Origin of the sequence: Pseudomonas sp. FSL R10-1350, assembly GCF_009600525.1 — a bacterium.
Lineage (GTDB): Bacteria > Pseudomonadota > Gammaproteobacteria > Pseudomonadales > Pseudomonadaceae > Aquipseudomonas > Aquipseudomonas helleri.
In genome coordinates this window covers 73,261-87,401 of sequence record NZ_WIVR01000010.1, presented here as the reverse complement: position 1 = coordinate 87,401, position 14,141 = coordinate 73,261, and the positions used below count along the sequence as shown (strand labels likewise).

General features: G+C 56.0%; 18 protein-coding genes and 1 tRNA gene. 4 read left to right on the top strand and 15 right to left on the bottom strand.

The features are described 5' to 3' along the window. Positions 1–91 precede the first annotated feature (91 nt). Complete coding sequence (locus GHO25_RS07595) at positions 92–1,030, bottom strand: DMT family transporter (RefSeq protein WP_372240928.1); 939 nt, start codon at positions 1,028–1,030, stop codon at positions 92–94. 129 nt (positions 1,031–1,159) lie between these two features. Between GHO25_RS07595 and GHO25_RS07590 the strand changes: the two genes are divergently transcribed. Then, a complete protein-coding gene (locus GHO25_RS07590) occupies positions 1,160–1,708 on the top strand; it encodes a helix-turn-helix domain-containing protein (protein WP_048369052.1) in 549 nt (182 codons plus the stop codon). 163 nt (positions 1,709–1,871) lie between these two features. Here GHO25_RS07590 and GHO25_RS07585 read toward each other — a convergent pair whose 3' ends face one another. The 3 genes from GHO25_RS07585 to rfbB all read right to left on the bottom strand — a co-directional run bounded on the left by GHO25_RS07585 (position 1,872) and on the right by rfbB (position 4,635). After that, positions 1,872–2,303, bottom strand: coding sequence for a hypothetical protein (locus GHO25_RS07585; RefSeq protein WP_123748734.1), 432 nt, complete (start codon positions 2,301–2,303; stop codon positions 1,872–1,874). 362 nt (positions 2,304–2,665) lie between these two features. Then, on the bottom strand, positions 2,666–3,556 hold the full coding sequence (rfbD, locus tag GHO25_RS07580; RefSeq protein WP_153390416.1) for a dTDP-4-dehydrorhamnose reductase: 891 nt from the start codon (positions 3,554–3,556) through the stop codon (positions 2,666–2,668). Continuing rightward, a complete protein-coding gene (rfbB, locus tag GHO25_RS07575) occupies positions 3,553–4,635 on the bottom strand; it encodes a dTDP-glucose 4,6-dehydratase (RefSeq protein ID WP_153390414.1) in 1,083 nt (360 codons plus the stop codon). Before rfbB ends, rfbD begins: the two co-directional genes overlap by 4 nt. Positions 4,636–5,094: 459 nt before the next feature. On the opposite strand from rfbB, the gene GHO25_RS07570 reads away from it, so the two are divergent. Beyond that, positions 5,095–5,168: transfer RNA gene (locus GHO25_RS07570), tRNA-Cys, on the top strand. 99 nt (positions 5,169–5,267) lie between these two features. Here the strand turns inward: GHO25_RS07570 and GHO25_RS07565 are convergent. From GHO25_RS07565 to GHO25_RS07530, 8 genes are all read right to left on the bottom strand, one after another. Then, positions 5,268–6,317 carry a tyrosine-type recombinase/integrase gene (locus GHO25_RS07565; RefSeq protein WP_153390412.1) on the bottom strand — a complete coding sequence of 350 codons (1,050 nt, stop codon included), beginning with the start codon at positions 6,315–6,317 and terminating at the stop codon, positions 5,268–5,270. A 1-nt stretch (position 6,318) separates the two neighbouring features. Beyond that, entirely contained in the window at positions 6,319–6,558 is a 240-nt protein-coding gene (locus GHO25_RS07560) for a DUF4224 domain-containing protein (protein ID WP_153390410.1), read from the bottom strand. Between the two features lie 129 nt (positions 6,559–6,687). Next, positions 6,688–7,509 carry a DUF2303 family protein gene (locus tag GHO25_RS07555; protein WP_153390408.1) on the bottom strand — a complete coding sequence of 274 codons (822 nt, stop codon included), beginning with the start codon at positions 7,507–7,509 and terminating at the stop codon, positions 6,688–6,690. Between the two features lie 33 nt (positions 7,510–7,542). Further along, positions 7,543–7,884, bottom strand: coding sequence for a hypothetical protein (locus tag GHO25_RS07550; protein ID WP_153390406.1), 342 nt, complete (start codon positions 7,882–7,884; stop codon positions 7,543–7,545). Between the two features lie 59 nt (positions 7,885–7,943). Next, positions 7,944–8,186: a pyocin activator PrtN family protein gene (locus GHO25_RS07545; protein ID WP_178110023.1), complete on the bottom strand. Its 243-nt coding sequence runs from the start codon at positions 8,184–8,186 to the stop codon at positions 7,944–7,946. After that, positions 8,183–8,557: a hypothetical protein gene (locus GHO25_RS07540; protein WP_153390404.1), complete on the bottom strand. Its 375-nt coding sequence runs from the start codon at positions 8,555–8,557 to the stop codon at positions 8,183–8,185. The genes GHO25_RS07545 and GHO25_RS07540 overlap by 4 nt, the downstream gene beginning before the upstream one ends. Beyond that, positions 8,554–8,829 (bottom strand): hypothetical protein, encoded by a 276-nt coding sequence (locus GHO25_RS07535; protein WP_153390403.1) that lies wholly within the window; start codon positions 8,827–8,829, stop codon positions 8,554–8,556. Before GHO25_RS07535 ends, GHO25_RS07540 begins: the two co-directional genes overlap by 4 nt. A gap of 9 nt (positions 8,830–8,838) precedes the next feature. Further along, complete coding sequence (locus GHO25_RS07530) at positions 8,839–9,408, bottom strand: deoxynucleotide monophosphate kinase (protein ID WP_256677175.1); 570 nt, start codon at positions 9,406–9,408, stop codon at positions 8,839–8,841. Positions 9,409–9,812: 404 nt separating this feature from the next. Between GHO25_RS07530 and GHO25_RS07525 the strand changes: the two genes are divergently transcribed. Then, positions 9,813–10,343: a hypothetical protein gene (locus GHO25_RS07525; protein ID WP_153390399.1), complete on the top strand. Its 531-nt coding sequence runs from the start codon at positions 9,813–9,815 to the stop codon at positions 10,341–10,343. 22 nt (positions 10,344–10,365) lie between these two features. Here the strand turns inward: GHO25_RS07525 and GHO25_RS07520 are convergent, their stop codons facing one another. The 3 genes from GHO25_RS07520 to GHO25_RS07510 form a co-directional block, all read right to left on the bottom strand. Beyond that, positions 10,366–11,688, bottom strand: coding sequence for an ISL3 family transposase (locus GHO25_RS07520; protein ID WP_153390397.1), 1,323 nt, complete (start codon positions 11,686–11,688; stop codon positions 10,366–10,368). After that, on the bottom strand, positions 11,685–12,626 hold the full coding sequence (locus tag GHO25_RS07515) for a Rha family transcriptional regulator (protein WP_153390395.1): 942 nt from the start codon (positions 12,624–12,626) through the stop codon (positions 11,685–11,687). Before GHO25_RS07515 ends, GHO25_RS07520 begins: the two co-directional genes overlap by 4 nt. A 537-nt stretch (positions 12,627–13,163) precedes the next feature. Further along, on the bottom strand, positions 13,164–13,814 hold the full coding sequence (locus GHO25_RS07510) for a S24 family peptidase (protein ID WP_153390393.1): 651 nt from the start codon (positions 13,812–13,814) through the stop codon (positions 13,164–13,166). A gap of 95 nt (positions 13,815–13,909) precedes the next feature. On the opposite strand from GHO25_RS07510, the gene GHO25_RS07505 reads away from it, so the two are divergent. Next, the gene (locus tag GHO25_RS07505; RefSeq protein WP_153390392.1) at positions 13,910–14,137 is read left to right on the top strand and encodes a YdaS family helix-turn-helix protein; all 228 of its coding nucleotides are present in this window, start codon (positions 13,910–13,912) and stop codon (positions 14,135–14,137) included. Positions 14,138–14,141 lie beyond the last annotated feature (4 nt).

Genomic DNA, 14,141 nt, shown 5'->3' with positions numbered 1-14,141 from the left:
CCCGCTTGCGTGATGCGAGCGTCGCCCCCATACGTGGGGGCGAGTCATGCCAGATGATGAGGTTTAACCGGGTGAATGGGGTGCAAAAGCATCACTCGCAGGCTTGGTTACCTTGCTTTTCATCCGACTCGCTGGGCGTTTTACCTTTTGTTTTTAACTCACTAACGATCACCGCTGCAACAATCAATAGCGCACCGAGCAATGCGATGCCGGGTAAACGCTCCCCGGCAATACGCCCGACGATCCCGGCCCATACCGGCTCACCGGCATAAATAAGCGTGGCGCGGGTCGGTGAAACACTTTTTTGTGCCCAGTTCATCGCCACTTGAATAATCGCGCTCGCAGCCCCCAGGCCCACCGCGCTGATCAGCAGCAGCCAAGAGAAGTCAGGGATTGCCTCGCCGCTCGGCACCACCATCAAGAAGGACAGAATAGACGCGGTGGCGAGCTGCACCACGGTCACCCGTCGCACATCGACTTTGCCGGCATAAGCGCTGATCAGGATTATTTCGGCGGCTATGGCGATAGCACTGATCAGGGTCACGATCTCACCCTGGCTGAAGTTCAGCGATGCACCATTGGGCCCGGACAGCAGCATCAAGCCGGTAAACGCCATCACGATACCGATACTCGGCATCAGGCCGGGTCTGCGGCCCAGTACCAGCCACTGCAGCAGCGGCACGAAAGGTACGTAAAGAGCGGTGATAAAGGCCGACTGGCTGCTGGGAATGGTTTGCAGGCCTACGGTTTGCAAGCCGTAACCGAACATGATTGCCGTACCAATGAAAAACCCGGCTTTAAGCTCAAGTCGTGTGAAACCGCGCAAGCTTCGCCAGGAAAACAGTGCCACGATCGTCGCCGCGGCAGCAAAGCGCAGGCCGACAAAAAACATCGGGCCGCTGGACGTCAATGCATGCTGTACCAACAAAAAGGTGCCGCCCCAGACCATGGTGATCAGGATCAGTACACATTCTGCTTTACTGAAACGAGCCGTTATCGACCCGAGCCTGGAAGTTTTCAACGTTGACATAACCTTGCACGCCACAAGATGAGAGACGCACAATGCGTCAAAGCTGAGCAGTATACTGCGCACCCCCATAGAGTGAGCAATATAGTGCCCAACGAAATTCCCCATTCTGATTCGTCACAGAGAGGTTTCATGCAACGTACTTCGGTATTGCAGCACGTCAGTCAGAACGTTCGGCGCTTGAGGCTGCTCGCTCACCTTAGCCAAAGTGCCCTGTCTGATTTGTCGGGTGTCAGCCGTCGGATGCTGGTTGCGATAGAGGCCGGCGAGAAAAACGTCAGCCTGAGCACCCTTGATCGCGTGGCAGAGGCGTTGAACGTGGCGTTCAGTGATTTGATTCAGGCGCCGGGTTCTGTTGACCCGAGTCGCATCAACGAACTGGCGTGGGCCGGCAACAGCACGGCGAGCAAGGCGGTGTTATTGGCCAAGGCGGTGGCCTGTAAAGAGGTTGAGCTATGGGAATGGACCCTGGTGCCGGGCGACGAATACCACTCGCAGGCTGATGCCGACGGCTGGAGCGAGCAGTTATACGTATTTGAAGGGCGCTTGACGCTGGTCATTGACGAGCAGTCGTTCACGTTCGGCGCAGGGGAGTTCTATATGTACGCCAGCAATAAACCGCACTCCTACCGCAATGACGGCGATGAAGTGGTTCGCTTTATCCGCAACGTGGTTATTTGAGAAAGGTGGCGGGACAAATGTCCCGCCGAGCCAGGCTGCCGCACACCGTTCGCTCGCGGTCCAGGCCAATCATCAGGTCAATTGGCTTGAACAGGGTATGTGCTGACTGGGGAATCAGCCCGAGCGACGTAGGCTGCACCGCAGGCCTGACGCAACACTCCGCTTAGCGGATGTTTTTGATGGTGCCTTTGTTACCGGTAACCGTCACGTTCACCTTCTTGAAGATGAAGTAGTCTTCAACCGACACGGCGTAACGAGGTGCGACGATCAAATCCGAACCCGAACTCTTGACCGCTTTGTAAGCAGCAGCTGCTTTAGTGGCAGACACTGGGTCTGGCAGGCTGAAAGCAGGAGCAGGGCCGCCATAGGTCACGCCGTCTGCGAACTCACTGTCGCCGCTGATTTTCAGCACGCCGAACAGAATGTCCGAAGACGATTGGCCGGTGATCTCGCCGCCCACTTCAATGTTAGCTTTCAGGTCAGCAGTGACAGTACCCGCGATTGGAGCATTTGGCTGGCTCACGTTGTGGCTCATGCAACCGCTGGTGGCCAGAACTGCTGCCACTAATGCGACAGGCATCCATATTTTTTTCATCGTAAAGCTCCAAGAGATTTGTCAGTCCGTTCGTTAACGGCGGCGAGACTGTACGTGAGCACCCCTAGGATTAAAGTCAGCTAAGTCCCTCTCTCGCGCAGGCATAAAACCTATTGGCGGTAGGAATTTGGATTACCTCCTACTTTTACGGGAGTTCACTGTAGGTACGGGGCAGGGCGGGGTGTAATACGCGGGAGGTACGGAAAGATCAAAAGATCGCGAGGCAAGTTTTGTGGCGAATATAAGACCCGTGGGAGCGGGCTTGCTCGCGATACAGATGACTCGGTATGGATGTTTCACCCTGTCGATGCAATCGCGAGCAAGCCCGCTCCCACGGCATGCTGAAATAGCCTGAACCCGTTTTAGCGCTGTTCGGTCAAGCACTCATTTAGCGCGGCGCGCCAGTCTGGCTGGCTGACCTGCCATTCACGGACCAGGCGGCTGCAGTCCAGACGCGAGTTTTGCGGGCGGGCCGCGGGGGTCGGGTAGGCGCTGGCCGGTATCGGCTCAAGGGTGGCGCACGTTTTGCCTTGGGCCGTCAGGTGCTCGGCAATGGCTTGGGTAAAACCAAACCAGGAGGTTTCACCGGCTGCTGTCAGGTGGTACACCCCCCATGCGCCGGCCTGGCCCGCTTGCCAGCGCTCGATCAACGCGCGCGTGCTCCTGGCAATGGTGCCGGCCCAGGTCGGTGCGCCAATCTGGTCAGCCACCACGCGCAGCTCGGTTTTTTCCGGGAGTAAACGCTGCATGGTCAGCAGGAAGTTCTTGCCGTGGGTGGAGTACACCCAACTGGTGCGCAGGATCAAATGCTGCCCGCCCACTGCAGTGATCGCTTGCTCGCCCGCCAATTTGCTTTTGCCGTAGACGCCCAGTGGGCCGGTTGGATCGTCTTCGGTATAAGGCCCGGGCTTGCTGCCATCGAACACGTAGTCGGTGGAGTAGTGGATCAGTGGGATACCCAGCGCCCTGGCTTCTTCAGCAAAAACGCCCGGCGCGGTGCCATTGATGGCCAACGCCAAGTCCGGCTCGCTTTCTGCCAGATCCACCGCCGTGTGTGCACCAGCGTTAATGATCATATCCGGGCGATGGGCGCGAACCTGTGCGCGGATCTGCTCGGGCTGGCTCAAATCCAGCTCATCACGGCCCAGCACAATCAACTCGGCTACATTGCCAAGCTGCTTTTGCAGCTCAACGGCCACCTGGCCGGTCTTGCCGCTGATAAGGATTTTTAAAGGCGTGGCGGTGCGGCTCATGCGATCAGGTCCTTGGCGTCAGTGAAACCCAGGCGCTGGCCCTGGTAGCTGCCGTCCTGAACGCGTTTGCACCACTCCAGGTTGTCCAGGTACCACTGCACGGTTTTGCGCAGGCCGGTTTCAAAGGTTTCTGCGGGCACCCAGCCCAGCTCGCGTTCGATTTTGCTGGCGTCGATGGCATAACGCTGGTCATGGCCGGGGCGGTCTTGAACAAAGGTGATCAGGTCAGCGAACTGCACGACACCGGCCGGGCGCTCAGGTGCCAACTCTTCGAGCAAGGCGCAGATGCCGCGCACCACGTCGATGTTCTTTTGCTCGTTATGGCCGCCGATGTTGTACGTCTCGCCGACCACACCATCCGTCACCACCTTGAGCAGGGCGCGGGCGTGGTCCTCTACAAACAGCCAGTCGCGCACTTGCAGGCCATTGCCGTATACAGGCAGCGGTTTACCGGCCAACGCATTGAGAATGACCAGCGGGATCAGTTTTTCCGGGAAATGGAACGGCCCATAGTTATTCGAGCAGTTAGTCACCAGCACCGGCAAACCGTAAGTGCGGTTCCAGGCGCGCACCAAGTGATCAGACGCCGCTTTGCTGGCCGAATACGGCGAGCTTGGCGCGTACGGCGTGGTTTCGGTGAACAGATCGTCTACGCCATGCAAGTCGCCATACACTTCGTCGGTCGAAATATGGTGAAAACGGAAGGCGCATTTTGCAGGTTCCGCAAGTGTCGACCAATAAGCGCGAGTGGCCTCAAGCAGGCTGTAAGTGCCGACAATGTTGGTCTGGATAAAGTCCGACGGGCCATCGATGGAGCGATCAACGTGCGACTCGGCCGCCAAGTGCATGATCGCCTGCGGCTGAAAGCGCTCAATAATTGCGCTCATCGCTGCCTGATCAACGATGTCAGCCTGAACGAACTCGTAACGGGTGTCCGTAGCGATGCTTTGCAGCGATTCCAGATTGCCAGCGTAGGTCAACTTGTCGACGTTGAGCACTTCGTGGGAGGTGTCTTTAATCAAGTGACGGATCAGAGCAGAACCAATGAAACCGGCACCGCCGGTGACTAAAATGCGCATGTGAATATCCCTTATTCCCTGACGGTCTTAAATCATGTGGCGCATAGCTTGGGTGGATGCGCGTGATGGAGCAAGAGGAAGCTCCCAATAATTTCCTGCAAACCGTAGTCGTTGACGAGCCTGCGAGGCTACGTCCGATTGCGCAGCGATCGTAAACCCTGAAAGCACTATTCAACTGAAGAATTGCGAAACCCTGACCCACACAGACTTCGCGCGAATACCGCATTCTACAGACGTAGCCTCGCAGGCTCGTCAACGACTACAGGGTGAGACCCGACACTAAAAATTATTAGAATTCAGGGGGTTGCCAGCTTCGATCTTCTAGTACATAATGCGCGCCATCAGCTCGGGGCAACTACCTGAATAGCTGAAGAATCAAAGAGTTGGAAAAGAGTTGTAGCGATAAAATCGCAAATTTCCTTGCTTTTGATACTTCTAAACAGAAGCTTCAAGCGCAATGGCCGAATAGCAAAATGGTTATGCAGCGGATTGCAAATCCGCCCACGCCGGTTCGATTCCGGCTTCGGCCTCCACATACGAAAGCCCCGTAGATTAACGTCTACGGGGCTTTTTTGTTTTCTCCCTAAAGCTCGGAGTTCCGAAACTTTAGGGGGTGGAGTTCCGAAACTTTTTCATTTCGAGGGCTTGGCGATGGCTCCCACGCGCCTGTAAACCCGGTTCGTGATCTCCTGTTTTGAGTGGCCAAGCAGCAGGCTGGCATCACTGATGTCAGTGATTTCGGATGCCGCCTTGGGGCGGATATCCTTGAATTGGAACTGGGCGATTTTTTCAGCGTCGCCCAGGGCACCTTCGCTTATTGCTTTCAGTCTGGCTTTTTCCCGGGCGTCGTCCCAGCGGTTGCGCAGCATTTCTTGCGACACTTGGCGCCCGGAAGTATTCAAAATAAAGCGCTTGGAAGTGTGCTGCTTTGTTCTGGCAACTATCGCCTCGATAAGTACACCGAGGCTGTTTTTTATGCCATCGACCTGCATCAAAATCCTAAGTCTTTTTCCGGTCTTTCCTTGTTTAACTGTCAGGTAGTCGCCCTCGATGTCTCCCTGGCTCATTGCGATTACATCGGCAGGTCGTTGCCCTGTCAGATAAGCCAGATCCATGGCGTCTTTCAGCTCTTGTGGCGCCTGGGTGTATACGGCAGCCCAAACAACATCGTTGGCATAGAAGTCGCGGACCTTCTCTTTATTCTTGCGTACGCCTGCGCAAGGGTTCTCTTTATCAGTAAAACCCCATTCTCGAGCCATATTGAATACATGTGATAAAAGGGCGATCTCTCGATTCGCCCGGGTCTTTGCTGTTCGCGCATCGCGATACTGAGCCACCATTGAGGGTGTGATTGCATCTATAGGGGCCGTGTCGAAGCCTTTGCGCAGATGTTTAAGCTCTGCTTTGTTATCTTTCTGGGTGCGCGGCGCTTTCTTTGGGACTATATCTCGCTCGTATCGGTCAAAAATGCCCTTCATTATTTTCAGATCTGCCGGCTTCGCCTTGCATTCAAGTTCGGCCCACTTGAGCCGCGCTTTATCTAGATCTACGCCCAGCGCTATCTCTTTTCCGTTTGCGTCTCTGTAGTAGTAACCAATCCAAACTGTCCCGTTCTTACGCGGGCGCTTACGCCGTACCATCCCTGGCGGCAGATCCCTGTTTTCGGTCTTGCGGGGGCGCATATCAATTCACTCTAGAGAAATCAGGTGTCCAGGCTGGAACTGGTGGTGGGGTTTGGGTTTCTAGGGAGTTAGGAATTGCCCCCAGCTTCATGCGGGTGAACATCCGCCCAACCAGCGGGCGGCCTCCACGGCTCTCAACAAAGACCCAGTTGCGATCCTTGAGCCATTGGCGTTGATAGCCCCGGTGTTTGTAGCCCGTTAGCTCGGCCAGCTCTTCCTCAGAGAGAATTTCAGTTTCCATGAGCATCTCCATGCCGCTGCATAGGCCAGGCGGCTATCAGAGTTCTGTGTTGTGTGTGCATGTGCTGTGATTCTCGAAAACTCGCCGCTAAATTTTGTGGTGAGAGGAAGCGGCGAGGTTGGGCGTTGGTTAGATAGACGCTTCGTACATCGGCACTTCGCCAATAGACCCTTGGATCTTGGCGCGTACAGTTGTGTAAGCCTCTTCAAGAACCTTGTCCGGGCGGACCAGTTCAAACCACATAGCCAGTCGGGCTTCTTGAATGCGGTAGCGGAAGCGAACGGCCACACAGAAGGCGTCACCGCCGAGGAATGGCTTCACGCCGATGTAGAACTGTTCAGGGATTCTCAGTTGGCCAGTTTCGCCAGCCTGGCCATCGATCTGCTCGTTGTAGGTGAGCTGCACTTGGCCGTTATCCAGTCGGGTGCCTTGCCGGAAGCTTATGTTCTTCTTGGCTTCGAGGGTGCGACTGATTTCGAGCATGTCCGCAGCTGATGGTGCGTCTGGTATGCCTTCGGGAGCGGTGATGTCTTTGATATTTTCTTCAAAAAACTCGGCGAACGTTGCCTGATCCATCCTTTTGCGGTCTGAGCTTTTCCAGCGGCCCCACTCGATACTGATTGGGCATTGATAGACCGCGACATGCTGACCCCAGGAGGGTTGCTCGGGTTGGTGGTAGTCGAGCACTGCGCGGAAGGTTCGGCCTTCTGGTCCATCGCAGAACACTACAGATGCTGTGCTGGCGAAACGGTTTACATAAGCAATGAAGGTGTCGGCGTCGAGGACGGTTACAGCCTGGCGAATGCGTGTAGGGGCGCGCAGCATGCCTTCAAGGTCTTGAACCTTCACGCCTTGTGGCACAAGGGCGAACGGGGCGGGAAGGGCGTGATGATCCTGTGGTTTGCCCAGGGCCTGGGCGAGTGTAACGAGGTGGCTGATAGCTTCTTGCATTGGATGTGCTCCAGTGTCTGTGGTGAGTGATCGTTACGGTGCGACGTGTCGCAGCGGGGTTTGGGCGTCGTCCTCGACAGGGCGTAAGGACAGGTCTTGTTGTCGAGGGTCGCGACGTGTGAGGTTGCCCTCCGGTGTCAGGAAGAACAGAGAAGTGCCACGGGACAGGGCTGGTTCCTTCACCTTTACGTCAGCCTTGATGTTCATCTGGCCACGCCCGTCGGGCTTGTAGTTCAGTTTGATCACCAACTCGCCGGCTTTGCCGGAAAGTCGAATGGCATCGATCAGGCTGTACTGGGCCTCACTCAGTTCATCAAGAAGTCCACCGGCCTCGATGTCCCTTAGCGTGTCGATGAAGGGGCGTGCTTTACTCATGTGCTGTGCCTCAGTAGGTGTGAGTTGTAAGTCCCTGGACGGCAGGGATCACCGGTGAATCAAGCCGCTTCCTTTGTTGCTTGAGCATCGAGGTAGGCGGCTAGGTCGTTCAGGTAAACAACTTTTGTACCCTTCGCGGAGCTGCCAAGCCGAGTTACTTTCAGTTCGATTCGCTTTGCGCTTATTAGGCGAAGAAGGTAGCGATCACTGGCGATGTGGGAAAAGTAGCGTTCGCGAATGGCGGACAGTGTTGGGCATGGTGTTGCCCATTCTTTGCGCAACTGATCGATGGTGTTGCTCACTGTGAGTCCTCCCCATACCCCTCCGATTGGGGCACCAACTTGAGGCGAATGAGCTCTGCGAGCCCCTCTTTGCTTTTGCCCTTGGCGGCTGCCAATACGTTGCCATTGGCGTCCGCAACAACGGCGCCGTATGGATATTCCGGGCAATTGATGGGTGTCACATAGGCGATCTGTTCATCAGCGATCACGGCGTCAACGCAGCGGAATACTTCGGCCAACTCGACCGACACGCAGGGCAATGCCTCCAGTAGCGCAACAGCTTCGGCTGAAGCACCAATCAGTGTGGCGCGGCTGATCACCGTCGGATGATTCAGGAACATCGGCACCAGTTTTAGGGCGCCTACAGCGGAGTTGATTGCGTTCTGCTTCATGCTGCGGCGTCCTTCTTGGTGATGGTGATGTTCAGCTTCTTGGCGATCCACTCAACGCCCGTCTCCTTCACCATCACGACGGCGTAGTGCACGGGCTTGCCAATAGTGGGGTTCCAGCGCACGCGTGCGTCCGAGAACAAGTAGCCTCGTTCACGATGTGCGCTGGCCAGGTCGCCGGATGAGTTGATCACGCCGAGTTCCCGCAGCCTGGTGCGAAAGGCGCGGGGCTTGAGTCCGAGCAAAGCGGCGGTTTGATCCAGGGTGCGGTTCATTGGTCGGCCTCAGGCTGGGATCTGTTCGAGTTGTTGCGGTCGTTCGCGAATCATGAGGTACGCCTCATCAAGCGCACGCAAGAACTCCTCAACTGTGCCGTTGTTGGCCACGAGTAGGTCATTCACGTTGTCCTCTATGCCCTTTTCGCTGGTATGCGGATTCACGGATTGCGCATCTGCCCGCCAAATGTGAATGATCGTGCCGCCGCTTCGGCGGATGAAGTCTGCTTCGTTATCAAAGCGGACATCGCTGACAACGAATCCGGTCACCGCTCCAAGGCTTTTGGTCATGTAGTCGAGATTTTGCTCCGCGAGCTTCACCCAGACATCCGGATGCACAGTTTTACGTGCCCATTCGGTGCCCATCGACTGCATGAGTTGCCGTGGCGAGTGGTCAAGCCAAGCCAGGGGCTGTTCCTTGCGGTCGCCTTCAAAGTCGGTGGGGTCGAGGTTGAAGATTGCCATGAGGCCGTCGCGGAGTGGGTCAGCGAAGGCGTAGTGCTCAAGCAGGTATGTGCCCGTCAGGTGTTCGGCGGCGGTGGTCTTGCCAGTGCGGGCGCGGCCGGTGAGGCCGATCATTATTGGCTTCATGCTGCATCGCCTCCCCACGGGCCCTGGTTGTCAGCGATGACGACTGCAGGAGGGCTGGCGATAGTAGCGCGACCCTGATTGGCAATGACTAGCAGACCAGTGCGGCGCTGAAGGCGCTCAACGGTTGCTGGGCTTAGGGCTGCTGTCGGGTGTAGGTACACCGGGCAGCGTGGAGCGGTGCGTTGTGTTGTCGTTAGCATTATCCGTACTCGTGGTGAGAGATGTACGGAGCAAAAGTTAGCAATGGCTAACCATGTTTGCAATAGCTAATGCTAATTTTATTTATTGTGATACTAAAACCCGATCATCGGTGTATTTCCTTGGGGCGCGCTGATGCTATGGGAGGTAGATGTTTTTTGTTAGCCTGCGTGCTTTTAGACCTACTGGATCAAATGGATATGATTGCGCGATCACTAGTTGTTGCACTGGCTTTGGTGCCTTTTTTCACAGTCGAGGCAGCCAAAAAGGCGACTGCTGATGATGAGGTTGAGTATTTGATTCCTGAGGATTGGGACTCAAAGAAAGATGAGCCTTCCGCACCGGCTTCTTTGGAGCTGACGCCCAAGTCGTTCCAGGCTGGAATGGTTAAGCACATCAAGGAGATCCCTCAATGTGTGGCCGCGACGCTGGGGAAGGGGAGCCCGCTGAAAGATGGACGGGTGGTGTATCAAGAGCTGAAGATGAATGGCGCGGAGGTCGATATCATTTTGGATGTTAATCCAGCAGGCAAAATTTCAAATGCCAAGTTCACCGGGCCTAATGGCGCAAAAGATAATGCGCAGCTTCAACTCATGATGTGTTCGACATATGCAGTCATGCGAACGCTCCAGCCGGATCTTGAGAAGCCAGAACAAGCTCAAAAAAACGGGTATTCGGAAAATCCTGTTGATACAGGACTCTCCGAAACCCAAATCTCAAATTGATGAGTGTGTTGATGGGGCGTGGTTAGCGCAGGCCTTGAATGGCCCGGATAACTGCCTCGATGGGCACGCCGTGATCGATAGGTAACTCGGACTCGTCCAGGGTGAAGATGTCCTTCATCACCGTGTAGCCCGCGAAAGGTGATTCCCGTTTCGGCTTTGGCCTGGTCACCTTGTGATCCAGACTGAACAAGGTCTTGGCCCGGAACATCTCGAAGGACAAGCCCCTGCTGTCTCGGTTCAGGTCACGCATGGATCGGTTGATCGACTCGGTGAAGGCGTTGGTGTTGCGCTGGGCCGGGCCGAAGTACGAGAAGATCTCTTTCTCCCAGTTGGTCATGGCAGTGACCAAGGGTTTCCAGTGGGTCTTCTGGCTGTCCGGCATCATGGCCAGCCACTCGTTGTAACGCTGTCGCGCTTCCTGCTCGGTGGTTGACTCCCAGATATCGAAGAACGCCTCCTTGAGCTTGTAGGCCACCCCCAGCTCGGGGAACTGATCCAGCCAGGTGTGGATGACCAGCTCGTTCATCGGGTTCAGGTCGCGGCGGCGCATCAGCAACAGCTTGCGGTCACCCTTGAGCTGCCTGCGCTGGTGCTGCGTCAGATCCTTCTTGATGCCCTTGCGCAGCACCTCCAGCGATTCGTTGGCCATCCGCTGGATGTGGAAGCGGTCAACGACGATAGCCGCCCTGGGGAACAGCTTGGACGCCACATCGCGGTACGGCTTCCACATGTCCTGGCAGACGATCTGGACGTTGTCCCGGCCCCGCATGTTGGCCAGGTAGTTGTAGAGCACGTCGAATTGCCGTGACTCCAGGATGTCGATGATGGTGCCGCGCTCGATGTCAGTCAGCACACACCGGAACTGGCGGTTCAGGTACAGCTCGTCGATACCGAGGATGCGCGGCAGGGTTGGCCGGTAGCTGTACTCCTTGACCTTGCAGTACGCCTTGATAACGCCGCGCACCGTGCCCTCATCGAAGCCGATCTCCTCGGCCACCTGGGCGTTGGTGCTCATGAGCGCCTTGCGGATGATGTAGTCGTAGCACCGCTTCGTCATGCGGTGATCCTCGGCCATCTCGTCAAACCTTGGCGTGAAGGTCGATTCACAGCTCTTGCACTGGAAGCGCCGCTGCACGGCCCACAGGGTCACACGCTTGCCATGCATGGGCACGTCCCGGTACTTCACCTGCTTCTTGCCGAAGCGGACGATCTGGCCGATGGTGCCGCAGGTGTGACAGGCGGGCGGGTCTGGGTACTCCACCTGGAAGTGGTAGTCGTGTTCGTCCTCCTGAAAGCTCAGGACTTGAGCTTTCAGGGGATGCAGCATGGTGGCTGGGGCATTCATGTACGGTCGGCCTTCTTGGTCTTACAGGCGAACGGAAAGGCCCGGCTGCGTGTGTTCTCAATGCTCACTTGGATGTTACCCATTACACCGTCCAGTACATCGATGTGTTCCTTCAGTGCCAGCACTTCAAGCTTGCAGGCCTCAACCTCATAGCCGGAGCGCTCCAAGATGTTGAGCAGCGCCAGAGTGGGGGACTTGCAGTCCATGCCATACAGCGCCCGGATCGGCACGCGCAGGCGGTCTGCCGGTTCAAGCGGGACATTCTGGAATCCATATGGGTTCTCGGCGATCCAGCGGGCTACGGTGAAATCAATCGCCAACCGGCCAACCACCTTGGGTTCCTCTGGCTCCAGCAGCTCGCCTTCAAGGACAACGCGAGCAACCAGGCTGACAGCCTCGGTGAAGCGCTCTGGGGCGATCTCCTTGTAGGTGCAGCCGAACTTGGATTTCAGCGACGACCAGCAGGTGATAGCGGCTTTGGCGCGCTGAGCTTCGGGCAGTTCGTCAACGCGGGCTTTCACCAGCGCCTTGATGGCTTCCTGTTGCTCAGAGGACAGGCCGTCAGTGAGCAGCTTGGTCTGGTGTTTCTGCTTGGCAGGGACGCCCTCTTTCAGAACGGTTTCCATCTGGTTGAAGGCGCTGATGTACGCCTCCTTCCACTTGGCCGCTTCCTTGCCGGTGAAGCCCATGCACAGGAAGGTGAAGCCATCGCGGGTCATGCGGAACTGTGGTCGGCGTTCACCTTTTGCATCCTGATATTCAACCTCCGCAAAATTGCGGGCGTTGAATTCGGGCGAGCTATCGAGTGTACGGACGGCGCGCAACACGGTGTCGTGGCGCTTACCAAAGTGTGCAGCGACATCAAGACTGGTAGTGGTCGGCTGACCGTCAACCAGTTCGACAAGTACCGGCGTGGTAACAGGTGCGATGGCTTTCATGAGAGTGTTCCTTTGATTTGAGGCGTGACCGCTCCCGAGGCCAATCGGGTGAGCGGAACCGTGCGGGTTGGCCTACCGGCTCAAAGGGGCCGGCCACTCTTGCGAGTGCCCACACGGCCCCGCCCATAACGCAGGTGCAGCCGTGCTCTGGACACAAAAAAACCGCTCAGATGGCGGTTGTGTCCACCTTTGATTTCCGGGAGGCCAATCCCAGGTCACAGGATTTACTGCGACGAGTGGAAGGTATCCCGTCAAAGGCGGTGTGTCAACAACGTTTTCCGTTGAAGAAATTGAAATGTAGAACCCTATGGAAAGGGCCTAATCAACAACCTTTTCCGAATACCCAAAAAAACATGGTGCATGTTTGGAAGTCAGCAGCGACTAAACCCTTCAAAATGGCCTTTTACTTCAACAATATCCAGACGCAATATGTGCCTTTTGAGATGACTGTTTTTTAAGGCTTTCCTGCAGTTGAGGTAAACAAAAACGCCGCTTTCCCATAAACAGGTAAGCGGCGTTTTTGTTAGGGGGAGGCTTTTAGGCTTTGACTTGGCTTGGCGGGACGATGCCACCGACATAATGAATTGATTCAATCTCGTCGCGGGGAATGGTCAGCCGTCCATAGGTATCGTTGACAGACATAAGGCTTACTTCGATTTCATTCGCGTAAAGCAGTTCCTTGATCATGGTTACGCCTCCGCTTCTCTTCACCACAACATACTCACCTGGTACCAGCAAGTGTTGTGGCTCGCACCATACAACCCAGCCGTTCCTAATCGCCGGCGCGAGTGTATCGCCCTTGACGCGTATCGCATAAACAGTCGGGTCGGAGGTCGGGACATCTACCCAGCCAGTGGTCGACAACAACTCGTCCCACATTCCTTCTTGATTCAATTGCGCGACTCCTTGCAGAGGAGCCCGCCGGAAAGGGTTGATAAGGCTTGGGCCTTGATTGATCTCAGGCGCCAAGCCGTCCTGGGCTAAGCGCGCGGGCATCAAAAGTGTTCCGCCAGTAAGGCCGATCTTATCTTCAAGGTTCTTAGCTGCCTTATCGCCCAATGGTCTATGACCATTCAGCAATTGGGAAAGGTAGGAGGCATCTAGATTGTGGCGATCGGCAAACTCTTTGGTTTTGAGGTCGCCGATCAAAGCCCGTAAGGCCTCGACGCGGAGCTGGCTGATATTCATGCAGGTATCTTAAAAGCGTTTAGCATTTTGTAAATTGCAATCCGCTATTGTTAATGGCGTTAGCGGCTGCTATCTTTTGCAAAACGGAGGTGCACATGAGCCTGCATGCATACATAAAAGTTCTCGATAAGGCGAAGCTGGATGAGCTGGCGACGCGGTGCAGTACGACAGCTGGGCAGTTGAAACAAATCGCGTATGGGCATCGGCGTGCCAGCGTTGTGCTCGCTGTCTCCCTTGAGCGCGAAACTCAAGGTTCCGTCACATGTGAGCAGCTTCGCCCGGATGTTGACTGGGCATATTTGCGCGGCCCTAGAGCGGCGTAAAAGG

What these genes read in the sequence shown, in the direction of transcription:
- rfbB (WP_153390414.1), bottom strand. Translation starts at nt 4,635, where the DNA reads ATGCGCATTTTAGTCACCGGCGGTGCCGGTTTCATTGGTTCTGCTCTG.
- GHO25_RS07510 (WP_153390393.1), bottom strand. Translation starts at nt 13,814, where the DNA reads ATGAATATCAGCCAGCTCCGCGTCGAGGCCTTACGGGCTTTGATCGGC.
- GHO25_RS07515 (WP_153390395.1), bottom strand. Translation starts at nt 12,626, where the DNA reads ATGAAAGCCATCGCACCTGTTACCACGCCGGTACTTGTCGAACTGGTT.
- GHO25_RS07535 (WP_153390403.1), bottom strand. Translation starts at nt 8,829, where the DNA reads ATGAACCGCACCCTGGATCAAACCGCCGCTTTGCTCGGACTCAAGCCC.
- GHO25_RS07520 (WP_153390397.1), bottom strand. Translation starts at nt 11,688, where the DNA reads ATGAATGCCCCAGCCACCATGCTGCATCCCCTGAAAGCTCAAGTCCTG.
- GHO25_RS07595 (WP_372240928.1), bottom strand. Translation starts at nt 1,030, where the DNA reads ATGTCAACGTTGAAAACTTCCAGGCTCGGGTCGATAACGGCTCGTTTC.
- GHO25_RS07550 (WP_153390406.1), bottom strand. Translation starts at nt 7,884, where the DNA reads ATGAGTAAAGCACGCCCCTTCATCGACACGCTAAGGGACATCGAGGCC.
- GHO25_RS07590 (WP_048369052.1), top strand. Translation starts at nt 1,160, where the DNA reads ATGCAACGTACTTCGGTATTGCAGCACGTCAGTCAGAACGTTCGGCGC.
- rfbD (WP_153390416.1), bottom strand. Translation starts at nt 3,556, where the DNA reads ATGAGCCGCACCGCCACGCCTTTAAAAATCCTTATCAGCGGCAAGACC.
- GHO25_RS07540 (WP_153390404.1), bottom strand. Translation starts at nt 8,557, where the DNA reads ATGAAGCAGAACGCAATCAACTCCGCTGTAGGCGCCCTAAAACTGGTG.
- GHO25_RS07525 (WP_153390399.1), top strand. Translation starts at nt 9,813, where the DNA reads ATGGATATGATTGCGCGATCACTAGTTGTTGCACTGGCTTTGGTGCCT.
- GHO25_RS07555 (WP_153390408.1), bottom strand. Translation starts at nt 7,509, where the DNA reads ATGCAAGAAGCTATCAGCCACCTCGTTACACTCGCCCAGGCCCTGGGC.
- GHO25_RS07505 (WP_153390392.1), top strand. Translation starts at nt 13,910, where the DNA reads ATGAGCCTGCATGCATACATAAAAGTTCTCGATAAGGCGAAGCTGGAT.
- GHO25_RS07585 (WP_123748734.1), bottom strand. Translation starts at nt 2,303, where the DNA reads ATGAAAAAAATATGGATGCCTGTCGCATTAGTGGCAGCAGTTCTGGCC.
- GHO25_RS07560 (WP_153390410.1), bottom strand. Translation starts at nt 6,558, where the DNA reads ATGGAAACTGAAATTCTCTCTGAGGAAGAGCTGGCCGAGCTAACGGGC.
- GHO25_RS07530 (WP_256677175.1), bottom strand. Translation starts at nt 9,408, where the DNA reads ATGATCGGCCTCACCGGCCGCGCCCGCACTGGCAAGACCACCGCCGCC.
- GHO25_RS07565 (WP_153390412.1), bottom strand. Translation starts at nt 6,317, where the DNA reads ATGCGCCCCCGCAAGACCGAAAACAGGGATCTGCCGCCAGGGATGGTA.